This window comes from uncultured Thiothrix sp. (assembly GCF_937873765.1).
GTDB lineage: Bacteria > Pseudomonadota > Gammaproteobacteria > Thiotrichales > Thiotrichaceae > Thiolinea.
The window spans coordinates 50,004-64,316 of record NZ_CALMZC010000055.1; the positions used below are offsets into that span (position 1 = coordinate 50,004).

A 14,313-nucleotide genomic window follows, 5' to 3' on the forward strand; every position below is an offset into this window, starting at 1 on the left:
TTAATCTTCTAAGTAAGTATAACCGATTAAACCTGCTTCAATTTCGCGCAGCAGCATTTTCTGACGATCGGTATTATCGACGGCAGACGCTAATTTCTTACGGCATTGTGCTAATAAATCTTTCGGTTCAAAATGGATTGAACGTAAGAGTTCATCAATCGTATCGCCGCGTTCTGGCTCACTGATTTGATAGCTACCATCAGGAAACAGTTCCACATTGATGGAATCAGTATCACCGAATAAATTGTGCAAATCGCCCAAGATTTCTTGGTAAGCTCCCACCATAAAGATGCCAAGTAAGTAGGTGTCTTCTGGTTTCAGAGCATGCAGAGGTAAAGTGGTTTCTAGGCGTCCATTTTCGACATAACGCTCAATGGTGCCATCTGAGTCACAGGTTAAATCTTGCAAAGTGACGCGGCGCGTTGGTGCTTCATTCAGACAATGCAAAGGCATAATTGGAAAGATTTGATCAATCGCCCAAGCATCTGGCATGGATTGGAAAAGTGAGAAGTTACAGAAGTATTTATCCGCTAAACGCTCACGTAGATTGGCTTGAATTTCGCTTTCAAGTGAATTAAAAATTTCAGGGTTGGCAATCAATTTTTGACTAATCGCCCGATGCAAGCTTTCGGCTTGGGCACGTTGTTGTAGGTTAATTGCCCCATGTGCATACAAACCATGAGCCTCTCCTAGCCAATAAGCTGCATCATGATAAATCTCAGAAGGTGGTAAGGTATTTAAGTTTTGGAGTAAACGATATAGATTATGCAGAATGGTAGGGTCTGCTTCTTGTGGCTTTTGAATAACTGGGACTGGCTCAGGTTGTTCTGGATCAGTATCAATTACATTTGTAATCAGCACAGCATGATGGGCTGTCATACCACGTCCGGATTCGGTAATAAAATCAGGCATGGGCACATTATAATCTTCACAGGCATCTAGAACACTGCGTACTACCGTGTTTGCGTATTCCTGTAAGGTATAATTGATGGAGCATTCACTACGCGAGCGTGAGCCTTCGTAATCGACACCCAAACCACCACCTACATCGACAACACGAATATTCGCACCGAGTTGGTGTAACTCTGCAAAATAGCGGCTCGCCTCACGCATGCCGCGTTGAATATCTTGAATATTTGCAATCTGTGAACCCATATGAAAATGCAAGAGTTGTAAGCAATCGAGTTTACCAGCTTGCTTGAGGGTATCGAGCATATGCAGTGCTTGTGCTGCGGATAGTCCAAATTTGGATTTCTCCCCACCTGTGTTTTGCCATTTACCTTTGCCTAATGAATACAAGCGTACCCGAATCCCTAGCAAGGGTTCGATTTGTAGCTTTTCGGCTTCTTCTAGAGTCTCTACAAGTTCAGAAGGTTTTTCGACCACAATATAAATCTTATGCCCCATTTGCCGACCGATCAGGGCAAGGCGTAAATATTCGCGATCTTTGTAACCATTACAGACAATGGTACAGCCTTCTGGTGCTGAGCCAAGTACGGCCATGAGCTCAGGTTTACTACCAGCCTCTAAACCCACTTGCTGTTTGCCTCCAGCTAGAATCTGCTGTACAACGCTGCGCTGTTGATTGACCTTGATGGGGTAAATAGCAGTATAGCGGCTAGAGCGGCCTGATTCGGCAATCGCTTTATTGAAGGCAATTTGTAGGCGTTGTACGCGATCATGTAAAACATTCACAAAGCGTACTAATAGGGGAAAGCGCATCCCATTTTCTTGGTTAACACGCTGAGCGAATGCATACAAATCCACTTGTTGCTGACTGTGCGGCAAGCACATGGCCACATGACCTTGGTCATTAATATCAAAATAACCATTGCCCCAATTACGAATTCGATAAAGCTGGCGGGCAGAATCCAGATTCCAAGTGCTGTCTGTACGCATATTAATCCTGCTAAGTTTGAAATTATTTGCTGCAATTTGCGCAGAATACTCGCAAAGCCTCTTAGAGGCTATCTTCGTTATTTGCTCTAAGGTTTCCAAAGCAAAACTTGTTACCAAGCCCCCGGTATTTTTGCAGAAAAACATCTTGTGCTAAGCATCAAAATGCTTATGATGCTGGCTTATCCTGTGCAACAGACGCACAAACCTCACCTCCTCTGCTGCTTTTCAGGGCCAAGCTAACGGATAGGACGATACTTATGGGCAAACCCTTCGATGTTGAAACCACCGATCAATTTGATCCTCTAGAACTACAAACTAATCTCAATAAAGCTTTTGGACTTTGGCAGCAGTTTTTACTGCGCGCTACGGGGGCTGCTCTAAAAGCTAAACCACGCATTTCTGCGGGGGATATGGCTTTCCAAAATTCAGCGCTGCGTTGGGCCGCTAATTTAGTCTGGCATCCTTTTGCGATTGCGCAAGCCAATTACCAGTTTTTGCAAGATCAGTCACAGCTCGGACAAAGAATGGGTATGCGTATGCTGGGTTTTTCCGGTGTAAGTATTAGTGATGAAACAAGTGTGAAAGATCGTCGCTTCAAAGATCCTGCTTGGCGTGAAAATCCAGTCGGCGAAACTTTAATGCAGTCTTATTTGAATCTGGCTGATTATTGCAAAAGTTTAATTAATCTCACGGAGGGATTGCCAGAGCACGAAGCTAAAAAAGCCGTGTTTTTTTTAAATAGCTTAGTTGATGCACTCTCACCTAATAATTATGCCGCTACCAATCCACAAGTATGGAAGATGGTATATGACACCCAAGGTGCTAATTTAGTGAAGGGTATGGAAAATCTGTTAAATGATTTCCAAGACGGCGAATTACGGATCCGTATGACGGATATGAAAGCCTTTGAGTTAGGCAAAGATATTGCCACTACTCCCGGTAAAGTAGTGTTCCGCAATGATTTGATGGAGTTGATTCAATACAGTCCTAGTACCGAGAAAGTCCGTAAACGCCCACTCTTAGTGGTTCCACCATGGATCAACAAGTTTTATATTCTCGACCTGCGTGAGCAAAACTCCTTTGTAAAATGGGCAGTTGATCAGGGTCATACCGTGTTTATTATTTCTTGGGCAAATCCGGGTTCGGCACAACGCAATTTAAGTTTTGATGATTATTTGAAATCTGGCACCTTAGCCGCTCTAGATGCGATTGAAGCTGCGACTGGCGAACGTGAAGTGAATGTAGCAGGTTATTGCTTAGGTGGAACTTTAACAGGGGCAACTTTAGCTTGGTTGACAGCGAATAATGATGATCGTGTCAAAAGTGCTACTTTCTTTACGACCTTACTAGATTTCTCTGAGCCGGGTGAGATTGGTGTGTTCCTCGATGAGCCACAAGTCACGGCTTTAGAACAGCGCATGGAGGAAAATGGTGGTTATTTAGACGGTAAGAATATGGGCTCTGCCTTCAATATGTTGCGGGCTAATGATCTGATTTGGTCTTTTTTTGTGAATCTGTATTTATTGGGTAAAGACCCGATGCCCTTTGATTTATTATTCTGGAACTCGGATAGTACTCGCATGCCAGCGGCGATGCATAGCTTCTATCTACGTAATATGTACCTGGAAAATAAACTTTGCCAACCCAATGGGATTAAGCTGCTCAACACGCCCTTGGATTTAACAAAGGTGAAAGCGCCAGTATATTTTGTGTCTGCTTATGATGATCATATTGCGCCTTGGCGGAGTACTTATGATGGTGCTCAGCTTTTTGCTGGCCCAGTACGCTTTGTCTTGGGTCAATCGGGGCATATTGCGGGAATTATTAATCCAGCTTCAACCGATAAATACGGCCATTGGGTGAACGAACAACTGCCAGCCTCTTCTGAAGAGTGGTTCAAAGAAGCGCTGCTAGTGAAAAAATCTTGGTGGCATGATTGGGATCAGTGGATCTCACAATATGCGGGTGGGGAGAACGAGGCGCGTATCCCCGGCTCTGGCAAGTTGGCTATCCTTAGTGATGCCCCCGGCAATTATGTGCGTGTTAAGGCTAGCTAAGATGGGTGACACTACTGATCGTCGTTTAGTCTATAGCTGTACCTTACCCGTGCGTTGGGGGGATATGGATGCTTTTGGGCATGTGAATAATGCTATGTATCTGCGCTATCTTGAGGAAGCGCGGGTACAAATGCTGGTTGCGATGCTGGGTAATCAAATCACTGAGGGGGATTTTGCCACTGTAGTCATCAATGTAGGTTGCACTTTCCTCAAACCCATTACTTATCCAGATAGTGTGCGTATTGACTGCTATGCGGGTGAAATGGGGCGCTCTAGTTTTATGACTTGGTATGAGGTCTTTGCTTTATCTGAGCCAGAGCAAATAGCCAGTGAAGGTTATGCCAAAGTGGTATGGATGGATCGGCGAAGTGGTAAATCAGCGCCCCTGCCTGAACATATTGTTAAAGCAGTGATTGGCTAAACTAAATCTAGCGCTTAAGCCAGCTTATTTACTGGTTTAAGCGCAACCCCTCTTCTTTTGAGAGGCTTGACCCTCAGAACTAATTAGTGATCATATTCCTCTTTTAACCTAAGTCTCTGGGGTTGTATGGATATTCACGCGCAGCATCATTATCTCCAACAGCAAATTGATGCCTTGGCGACAGTCCTACCGATTCAAGCCCCCTTACCTGATTTTGTGCATTTTAATCCGCTTATGCACTATGAACAGTTACCCTTTGCGACTGCGCTTAAACAGGTCTATCAGCGTACCGGTGCACTAGGTTATCTGAGCCAAAACGAATATAAGCGCTTTTATGAACAAGGGCGGATTACGGATGATGATCTACAAGCTGTTCTGAGTACCGAGACAGATTTAAGCGCTAATAAAGGGTTAGTAGCGGGCTGGACAACACGCGAGCTTAGTCAACTGATGCTTCTACACCCGATTAAGAAACTGAGTTATCGCCAAGTGCGCTGGAAGATTGAAGAGGAGCAAGCCCTCGAACAATTCCAAACAGAGGTGTCACAACAAAGCCAGCAACGCTTATTAAAGTCTGCTGGTTTAGACGTAAGTCAAACGCACCAAGCGTTAAACGATTTATGGCAAGCCACCTTAGATATTTTAGACGTGCACGAGGATTTTACCCATCCTGAAGCGGTTACTTATTTAAGTGTGAGTAACTTAAGTCATCTTTGGCAGGAAATTAAGGAAATCGCCCATCTGGATGAAGCGGACATGGAGCAGCAGGTACAGCATGCAGGGCATGAACGCTTGCAGCGTTTAATTAATCAAGTAGGGTCAGTGACTACCTTGCGCGGGTTTTTAAAAAGCCTGACCGGTGAGGACGTATTGCATGAGCTTTGCCCTTTATTGTTTCGCCAATTAGGGCAATGGTTAGACCTAGAATTATCAGGCTTGACGGAGAAACCGCAGAGCTTTTTGAGCTATTGGAAGCAATTAGCATTAAATGATCATTTTCCCGGATTTAGTGAGCTAGATCCTTGGCATGATTACATTATTTCTTTAGACGATAATCCTCTAGTGATCATTCGTACAGAGCTGATGCGTATTGGTATAGCACGCGAAAATTGGGGCGCTTATTTACGCAGCTTAGCCTTAGAAATTCCGGGTTGGTCAGGGATGGTGAATTGGCGAGCACAGCATCCTAATTATGGAGAGCAAACTAATTCCATCGTGATGGCTGATTATTTAGCGGTACGCTTAGTTCTAGAGCATCTGCATTGCCGTAAGGTTACGCGTGAGCATTGGAATATTGAAGCCTCTTTGCCAGAGTTGCGTGGTTACTTTAATCACAATCTGTCTGAATTATTAGTGCGTTTCTATGCATGGCAAGCTCGCCTCCCTGAACATCTACAAATGCTCGCTTCAGGGGTCTTGAATGGGATTGGGGATGAAGTATCAAGTACCGAATGGCATCAACTCGCGCATATGATTATGACTTGGAAGTTGGCAGCAGGTACTACCCTACCGGTACGCATGGACATGTACCAAGTCGTATGGCGCATGTTTGTATTGTCTCAATATTTAGGTCTTAGCGCCCAGCAACTGTCACAAGTAACGCGCGAACAAATTGGGCATGTAGGCCTGTTAATGCAAGCCCTAGATGATCCAACTCGGCGTGGTCATTTGTGGTTACGGGCTTATGAGCGGCATTATCGCTTGCAAGTTTTTAATGCTTTGATGAGTCCGCTCCAACTCAATTTACCGAAAAAAACTCTAGCACACATCCTATTTTGTATGGATGATCGTGAAGAAGCCATGCGTCGTCATCTAGAGGAAATTGAGCCACGTTTTGTCACGGTGGGAGTCGCTGGTGTATTTGGCCTGCCAAATAATTGGCGAAGTTTCAATAATCCAAAAACACTTAAATTAGCACAGCCAGTAGTAACAGCAGTGCATGAGTTTCGGGAAGTGCCTGATGTAAATGAAGCATCAGCTGCGATTGAAAACTATCGCAAAAAAATGAGTTGGTTAGCGTGGATAAAATTATTTAAAAGTCATGCGTTGCGTCAAGATGGCTTGAAAACTTTTTTTAGCTTGCCGCTGATGAGTAGTTTTGCACTCAGCGAATTGATAGGGCGTAACTTAGCCGCAGGGCGCTATCAACAATTCACTCAAAAGCTGAGCCAGCAAGTGTTAAAACCGGTTCAGTTGCGTGTGCAATATACAGCCCCTGAATCTAAAGCAATCAATCCTGCTTCGATGCAACTCGGCTTGAGTTTGGCAGAAAAGATTGAAAAGATTGCTGCTTTTATTAAAGCAGCTGGCTTTACACAAGATTTTTCGCGCTTAGTTTGTTTGTTGGCACATCGCGCGCAGCATCTAAATAATCCCCACTTGTTAGCCTATGGATGTGGTGCTTGTAGTGGACGTTTTGGCGGGCCTAACGCACGAGCGTTCGTCGGCAGTATTAATGATCCAGAAGTAAGAACTGCTTTAGCTCTTAGGCATCAAATACATATTCCACCCGAATGCTGGTTTGTCGCGGCTGAGCATGATACTACCAGTGATGAAATTAGTTGGTTTGACACCGATTTAATTCCTGCTAGCCATCAAGCTGAATTTGCTTATCTGCAAGCACAACTTACTAAAGCCTCACAAGCCTTTGCCCATGAACGTTGTCGTAAGTTTGCAACCGCCCCTTTAACCCTCACCCCAGCGCAAGCATTCCAGCATGTGCAAGCTCGTGCTGCCTCCCCTGACCAAGCACGGGCAGAGCTGGGTCATCAAGGTTGTGCAGTTGCGTTTATTGCTAAGCGTAGTATGAGCCAACAACGTTTTTGGGATCGACGCTCCTTCTTGATCTCTTATGATTATGCTCAAGATCCAGAGGGGCATTTATTAGAGGGGCAATTGCTAGGGAATGGTGTAGTCGGAGTCGGTATCGCGCTCGATTACTATTTTTCGCGGATTCAAAATGGCTATTTGGGTTCAGGGAGTAAGGTACTGCATAATTTGGTCGGGGGCTTTGGGGTCATGGAGGGTACTGCCAGTGATTTACGTACCGGCCTCGCCCAGCAGATGACTGAATTGCATGAGCCCATGCGCTTATTAGTGGTGGTGGAAGCTCTGGTGGAAACAGTCAGCGCTATTTATCAGCGCCAAGCTTATTTAAGGCAGCTCTTGGACAATGAATGGTTGCAGTTGGCGGTAAAAGACCCTAAAACTAATCTACTCTATGAATTTATTCCCCATAAAGGTCTGATAAAATGGGAGGATATTCCTCTGCCTTTACCAGTGACGCACAGTTCGTTGGACTGGTATTTCGGCAAGCGTGATTATTTACCACCCGCCCGAATTATGAGTGTCGCTGCTTAGATTGGAACTATTCCATTCACACTGAGTCCATAATTGGTTTAGGGAAGCAATCAAGCTAAGACCTTATGGAGGCTCTAGATTAAGATGAAACCGATCATGTTATTACTTGGATCTGTAGGTTTAGTGGCGAATCTAGCACTAGCCGATACCAATAGTCTTTTGCCAGTACAGGATGCCATGGCTGCAGAAGCGCCGGTAGATGCAGATAGTAACAAACTCATGCAAGAATTGTGTGAGAGCTATGCTGAGGATGAAGGTTTGCAGGATGCTGCGCGTGATAGCAGTATCCAAGATTGTTTGGCTAGTATGACCATCGACCTCTCAGATATGGAAACGACGGCGAGTCCTTCAGCAGAGCCTGCTGAGCAACCTGTGGATGAAACTATAAGTCATCCGGAAGCCTTAATTGCGAATGAACTGGTAGAAAAACCGTTGCCCGGTGCGGAAGAGCTAGTGCCCGAAACCTCCTTAAAAACTGAATAGCTATTGACCTGCTGGAAAATAACTCTTAAGGTGTTTGTATAAATATATCAAAGACCTAGGGCTTAGGGTCTAAACACGGGGGCTTATATGTCTGGCAATCCAATTCTTGATAAGGATGTAAACAATCTCTCTACTCCTTTGCCACAAGCGCAAGTATTTGAGGGTGGGCGTTTTTTATTAGAGCAGGGCATTAAAGGCGATTTAGCTAAATTAGAGCAAGTCGCACAAAATTTTGATAACGATCCTTTGACTTTACGCTTGTTGAGTACCTATTTGCGTCGTTGGTATGCAGGACGTTTAAATGGTTTAGAAAGTATCCCTATCCTCTTCGATCAGCGTCCCACAGGACGTGCACTGCGTCGCCTATTAGCTGCTTTTGAAATGAAGTTAGCCGGTGCTTCTGATATGAGTTTGCTGTATCTCGTAAGTTTAAGTGATCAGCCAGTACCTCAATTGCCCATGAAGCTTATTTTCCGCTCAACTTTTGTCGAGCGTTGGTTAAGTCGGCGGGATGATTATGTGCGTTTTTTGGCACCACTCGGTCGTCTGAATGAGGATCATTGGCATTGGGTGGTTGAAAACCTGCGGCGTTTAAACCTGCTGGAACAGCCTATTGCGGGGCATCATGATCTGTTGTTAGTACCTGAGCGGATTCGCCTCTATTTGCGCGAAGAGTTGCGCTTAAAAAATCCAGTAGCTTACAAACAAGGTTGCATAGATCTGGAGAAACTCTTCCGTGAAAATATTGTGCCACTCGTTACACTTGAGGCAGTGGTTGAGGAAAAGCCTAAACCTATCTTGTGGGAAATGAACGAATTAGATGTGGCACAGCAGCAAGTTTTAGCTCTACGTTGTTCCTTAGCTGCACTGCGTCAGCATAGTCACGAGGTACATCAGCACTTATTGAGTATGCATACTGTGAATTTGATTACAGCAACCCAAGAAAATAATCCCACACTGGCCTAGTCAGGTGAAAAACGAGCTGAGATAATCTGTCAGCATGGCATTATTACATCTACGCAATATTCACCTCGAAAACGGGGATAATCGTTTGTTCGACGGCATTGAGCTGCAAATCGAAGCAGGCGAACGCTTATGTCTAGTGGGGCGTAACGGTACGGGTAAATCGACGCTGATGAAGCTCTTGTGCCGTGAGGTGCTAGCGGATGATGGTGAAATTATCCACTCTCCTGATTTAAAAATTGCTCGTTTGCAGCAAGATGTGCCGCATGGTAGCAGCGCCAAAGTATTTGAGATTGTCGCGGCTGGTTTAGGCAATTTGCACGCTGAAGAAGAGTGGCAAACACAATGGCAAATCGAGGCGGTTTTAAGCCGTTTAAACTTAGACGGCGAGCAAGCTTTTGATGATTTATCCGGTGGTTGGAAGCGGCGTGCCTTATTAGCCCGTGCGTTAGTTGCTAATCCTGATCTTTTGCTATTGGATGAACCAACCAATCATTTAGATATTCCAGCGATTGAATGGTTGGAAAACTTCCTACTTAACTACAAAGCCACGCTACTTTTTGTTAGCCATGATCGGGCTTTTGTGCGTAAATTAGCAACCCGCATTATTGAGCTAGATCGTGGGCGCTTAAGCAGTTGGACGGGTAATTTCGATAAATATGTCGAGAATAAACAAGCGGCTTTGGATGCTGAGGCTCAACAATCCGCTCTGTTTGATAAGCGTTTAGCGGAAGAAGAGGTTTGGATTCGCCAAGGGATTAAAGCGCGTCGGACACGGAATGAAGGTCGTGTCAGACGCTTAGAGGCGATGCGCGAAGAATACCGGCAACGACGTAATCTACAAGGCAAGGTTCAAGCTCAAATCGGTCAAGCAGAAGCTTCGGGTAAGGTGGTCTTAGAAGCTAAGCAAATCAGTTATGGTTTTGAACAACAAGTTTTAATCAAGAACTTTAGCACCACCATTTTACGTGGCGATAAAATCGGTATTATTGGCTCGAATGGGGTGGGTAAAACCACCTTAATTAAACTGCTGCTGGGTGAGCTAACTCCCCAAACTGGTGAAATTAAGCAAGGAACTAATTTACAGATTGTTTATTTTGACCAGCACCGGTCACAATTTGAGGATGAGAAGAATCTACGTGAGAATATTGCTCCCGGTTCTGATTTTGTGGAGATCAATGGTCAACGCAAACATGTGATTAGTTATCTGCAAGATTTTCTATTCACGCCTTTGCAGATTCAAAAGCCCGTTAAAGTTTTGTCGGGGGGGGAGCGTAACCGTCTATTATTAGCCCGATTGTTCGCTCAGCCTTCCAATCTTCTAGTGCTTGACGAGCCCACCAATGATTTAGATGCGGAAACTTTAGAACTTCTCGAAGAACTATTGATTGATTATGCAGGTACGTTAATTTTGATCTCGCATGACCGTAGCTTCCTAAATGCAGTGGTGACGCGTAGCCTTGTGTTTGAAAATGATTCGCTCTGTGAATACGCAGGTGGTTATGATGATTGGCTCATGCAACGCCCTGAGCCGTTGACTGAAAAACCTACGGAAAAATCAGCTTCCAAAGCTAATGGGCTTAGTAAAGAAGACACTAAATCAACTGTAAAAGCTAAGAAGCTGAGTTACAAAGAACAACGTGAGCTTGAGCAATTACCGCAATGGATTGAGCAACTGGAAACACAAATGGCTGAATTACAAGCAACCATGGGAACTGCGGAGTTTTATCAGCAGGATGCAGCAAAAATTACCACAAAACAACAAGAGCTGGCGCAAGTAGAAATACAACTCGAAATAGCGTTTGCTCGTTGGGAAGCTTTGGAAAACGCTTAAGTAAGCCACCGCTCATCGTTTTTCTGTTTTCATATCAATAATTAATTGTGTCTAAGAGAGGCTTTTGTTAATTTGGTTTAAGCCCTTTACTTATTAATAACAACACTTAGGCATGAATCAGCTCAAGCCCCTTCTGTGCTTATTAGCTAGTCTCAGTTGGCTAGTTGCTTCTCATACGCAAGCAGCTCAGTCTGTGCAACCTACCGTGCCTATACAGTTTGCTGATGGCCTAAGCACTATTCCAGTGAATCTGACCTATACCGTTACCAGTCCTGAAACTGAAAACACCGCTGGTTTAGCCTTACGCATACACTACAACTCTATGGCCTTAGATTTTACTAGCCAAACCCCTTACACAAGCCAATTACAACCTCTGGGTGTGCTCAGTGACGATACGCAAAATTTGGATGGTGATCTAAATACTGATAAATACTGGGTTCTCGTTTGGGTTGATGTTAATGCTGCTTGGCCGGGTACGGGTAAAATACCCTTAAATTTACTCAGCAGCAGCTTTAGAACAAAGGCGGGTTTTGCTGGTTCATCTGTAGTGCGCTTGACGGCAGCAAGTACAGCAAAAAATACGAGTTTTCAAACAAGTCCTGTAGTAATTTGTGCTAAACCAGTGGTGTCTATCAGCGTGACTGATGCTATTGCTAATGAAAAGAATGCAAACACCGCTAGTTTTCAAGTGAGTCTTGCTGCCGCCTTGCCACTAGAGTGCGGCAATCTGAAGGTGAATTATCAGCTAGCTGGTACAGCTACAGCGGGCAGTGATTACGCGTCTTTAACCGGTAGCGTGATGATTCCAGCCGGTAGCCAACAAGCTAGTATTTTAGTGACACCGCTTGTAGATGGATCAATGGAAGCGGATGAATCAATCACTCTAAATTTACAGGCCAATAGCAACTATCAGTTAGCTAGTAGCACTCAAGCCAGTGCGATTTTGCAGGATGCGAGTGTTAGTTCTCTACCAATGGTCATGCTGACTAGTGCTAAAACACAAGTGATCGAAGGCATAGATACTAGCCTTAATCTTACTCTAGCTCGCCAAACTACCGATCTCAGTCAGGCGCTAACTATTGATTTGCAAACCAGTGGTTCAGCGACTATGGGTAGCGATTATCAAGCTCTACCCAACTCAATCCTTATTCCTGCTGGACAAACCCGAACTAATTTCGTCTTAAATTTATTCAATGATACTCAGCAAGAACAACAAGAAACTCTAAAAATTAGTTTACAAGCGAATCCTCTTTATCAATTAGCTGATCTCAACAATTTAGATATAACACTTCTAGATGATGAGGCTTTAAATAATACAAATTTAGCCTTGGATGAGGGTAAAGCTCAAGCTATCCCAAGTTTAAGTCAGTTGATGCTAATGTTATTAAGTGCTTGTTTAGGCCTATTAGCTCTTATGCAACTGAGGTTGTATCAGCATTTAAAGCTAAGGGCCAAAGCATGAAGAAAATTATTTTGCAGGTTTTAGGATTAAGTTTAAGCACTCTACTTAGCTTCAGTAATCCCAGCCAAGCGGATGAGTTAGTAGAATCTGAAATTTATCAGCCAGCACCCTATGCCTCATCTGCTAATCAAGCGCAACTTAAATTGACTAGCTTAAACCCTGCGCAGCGTGGTTTAAGTGCACTACTTTTCCCTGCGCAGTCCATGCATTTGGGTAAACCTAGTTCAACCGAGTTGAGTGGACTAACTCAGCAAGATACGCGATATAGAGCCTTAAAAATTGGCATTGAGCGCACTGTTCCCGCACTCCCCACTTTAAAAGATTGGGTCTGGCAGCCAGTACTAGGCGGGCAAGCTGCGCAATTTATTATTAGCTCGGAAGCTGCCGCGAATTTGCGCGCTTTAATTCAGCTTGAGCAGGCCTTACCCACTGGCGTAGAACTACGTGTCTTTGCTCCCATGCACGCTGATGAGATTTATGGGGTTTATCAAGTTAGTGATTTTAAAGCGCTGGAAGGCTCCAAGCAGTTAGAACTATGGACGCCCACGCTTACCGGTAGCCAAGTAGGTTTAGAAGTATTTGCGCCTGATGGTGTTGATGTAGGACAGATTCAATTAAGTGTTCCACAAATTTCACATATTGACTATGACTTTCAAACATCCCAATTTAAGTTGGCCGATGAATCTGTTTTAAAGTTTTCTAGTTGTGATGTGAGCATGGCTTGTGCCTCGTCAACTTGGCAGCCGACTGCTCAAGCTGTGGCACGTTATATTTTTACGAATAGTACAGGTAGCAGTTTTCTATGTACCGGTACACTGCTGGTAGATAAAGATACTGGCACGCAAATACCGTATTTTATTACGGCGGCGCACTGTATCAATGATGCAGTTTTAGCGGCCAGCATGGATTTTTACTGGTTTCATCAAGAAACAAGCTGTGGTTCAGGTAATGCATCTTGGGCACGTACGACAGGGGGTGCTGATTTATTAGCTTACCGCACTGAGTTGGATAGTAGTTTAGTACGCTTGCGAAGCTCACCACCAATAGGGGTTATGTTATCAGGCTGGACTTTAAACAGTTTAGCCATGAGTGCTCCCGTTGTAGGCATTCACCATGGTTTGGGTTATCCCAAGCAATTCAGCCAAGGCAATTTTGTAAGCTATGCGAATATGAGTTCTACCACTAGCGGTTTTATAGTAACTAAAGATCCAGCCGGTAGTTTTACGCAAGTGGCTTGGACTCAAGGGATTACAGCACAGGGCAGCAGTGGTTCGGGTTTATGGACGACTATCAATGGCGTACCCTATTTGAAAGGTACTTTAGTCGGGGGTGCATCCAGTTGTGCTACGCCCAACGCGCCCGATGAATATACGCGCTTGGAGCGTTTTCATCCGTATGTGACGACTTGGCTGGAGGCTACCGGTGGTACAGTAACCAGCTTGGTGAATCCTAATCAGCCGTTAACTGCTTTAGTAGATGGTATAATTATGGCGCGCTATTTAGCGGGTAAACATGGGGTTGAGCTAACTAATAATCTTACAACTGCTACAATAAACTTCGCTCAGCTTGAAACTAAACTCGATTTAATGAAACCCACCTTAGATTTGGATGGAGATGGTTTGTTGGAGGCGAACAAAGATGGAGTGCTAATGATTCGCTATCTAGCAGGGTTAACAGAGGCTGCGTTAATTGGGGAGTTTGATTTTACTCATTCTAAAAGAAAAACCGCTACGGAGATTAAACAATACATTGAGACAATTTTATTTTGAGCAAAATTAGTCGCTTAAAATACGGCTCGGATCCAAGTTAATGTTTCCGAGCCAGAATGGGCTAC

Annotated in this window: 9 protein-coding genes; 8 read left to right on the forward strand and 1 reads right to left on the reverse strand. The window is 44.3% G+C overall.

All coding sequences use genetic code 11. The annotated features are described in order from the left end of the window. Positions 1-1,899, reverse strand: coding sequence for a biosynthetic arginine decarboxylase (gene speA / locus Q0307_RS16230; protein ID WP_298661990.1), 1,899 nt, complete (start codon positions 1,897-1,899; stop codon positions 1-3). Between the two features lie 257 nt (positions 1,900-2,156). Between speA and phaC the strand changes: the two genes are divergently transcribed. The 8 genes from phaC (at position 2,157) to Q0307_RS16270 (ending at position 14,248) form a co-directional block, all read left to right on the forward strand. Further along, on the forward strand, positions 2,157-3,956 hold the full coding sequence (gene phaC, locus Q0307_RS16235) for a class I poly(R)-hydroxyalkanoic acid synthase (protein WP_298661992.1): 1,800 nt from the start codon (positions 2,157-2,159) through the stop codon (positions 3,954-3,956). A gap of 1 nt (position 3,957) precedes the next feature. Next, positions 3,958-4,377 (forward strand): thioesterase family protein, encoded by a 420-nt coding sequence (locus Q0307_RS16240; protein WP_298661994.1) that lies wholly within the window; start codon positions 3,958-3,960, stop codon positions 4,375-4,377. 126 nt (positions 4,378-4,503) lie between these two features. Next, positions 4,504-7,737 (forward strand): putative inorganic carbon transporter subunit DabA, encoded by a 3,234-nt coding sequence (locus tag Q0307_RS16245; protein WP_298661996.1) that lies wholly within the window; start codon positions 4,504-4,506, stop codon positions 7,735-7,737. 84 nt (positions 7,738-7,821) lie between these two features. Next, positions 7,822-8,220: a hypothetical protein gene (locus tag Q0307_RS16250; RefSeq protein WP_298661998.1), complete on the forward strand. Its 399-nt coding sequence runs from the start codon at positions 7,822-7,824 to the stop codon at positions 8,218-8,220. 87 nt (positions 8,221-8,307) lie between these two features. After that, positions 8,308-9,186: a hypothetical protein gene (locus Q0307_RS16255; protein WP_298661999.1), complete on the forward strand. Its 879-nt coding sequence runs from the start codon at positions 8,308-8,310 to the stop codon at positions 9,184-9,186. A gap of 34 nt (positions 9,187-9,220) precedes the next feature. Then, on the forward strand, positions 9,221-11,017 hold the full coding sequence (locus Q0307_RS16260; protein WP_298662001.1) for an ATP-binding cassette domain-containing protein: 1,797 nt from the start codon (positions 9,221-9,223) through the stop codon (positions 11,015-11,017). Between the two features lie 112 nt (positions 11,018-11,129). Beyond that, complete coding sequence (locus tag Q0307_RS16265; RefSeq protein WP_298662003.1) at positions 11,130-12,479, forward strand: IPTL-CTERM sorting domain-containing protein; 1,350 nt, start codon at positions 11,130-11,132, stop codon at positions 12,477-12,479. Next, positions 12,476-14,248: a trypsin-like peptidase domain-containing protein gene (locus Q0307_RS16270; protein WP_298662005.1), complete on the forward strand. Its 1,773-nt coding sequence runs from the start codon at positions 12,476-12,478 to the stop codon at positions 14,246-14,248. Before Q0307_RS16265 ends, Q0307_RS16270 begins: the two co-directional genes overlap by 4 nt. Positions 14,249-14,313: the final 65 nt, after the last annotated feature.

Coding starts and splice junctions, on each gene's coding strand:
- Q0307_RS16245 (WP_298661996.1), top strand. CDS start 4,504: ATGGATATTCACGCGCAGCATCATTATCTCCAACAGCAAATTGATGCC.
- Q0307_RS16260 (WP_298662001.1), top strand. CDS start 9,221: ATGGCATTATTACATCTACGCAATATTCACCTCGAAAACGGGGATAAT.
- Q0307_RS16250 (WP_298661998.1), top strand. CDS start 7,822: ATGAAACCGATCATGTTATTACTTGGATCTGTAGGTTTAGTGGCGAAT.
- Q0307_RS16240 (WP_298661994.1), top strand. CDS start 3,958: ATGGGTGACACTACTGATCGTCGTTTAGTCTATAGCTGTACCTTACCC.
- Q0307_RS16270 (WP_298662005.1), top strand. CDS start 12,476: ATGAAGAAAATTATTTTGCAGGTTTTAGGATTAAGTTTAAGCACTCTA.
- speA (WP_298661990.1), bottom strand. CDS start 1,899: ATGCGTACAGACAGCACTTGGAATCTGGATTCTGCCCGCCAGCTTTAT.
- Q0307_RS16265 (WP_298662003.1), top strand. CDS start 11,130: ATGAATCAGCTCAAGCCCCTTCTGTGCTTATTAGCTAGTCTCAGTTGG.
- phaC (WP_298661992.1), top strand. CDS start 2,157: ATGGGCAAACCCTTCGATGTTGAAACCACCGATCAATTTGATCCTCTA.
- Q0307_RS16255 (WP_298661999.1), top strand. CDS start 8,308: ATGTCTGGCAATCCAATTCTTGATAAGGATGTAAACAATCTCTCTACT.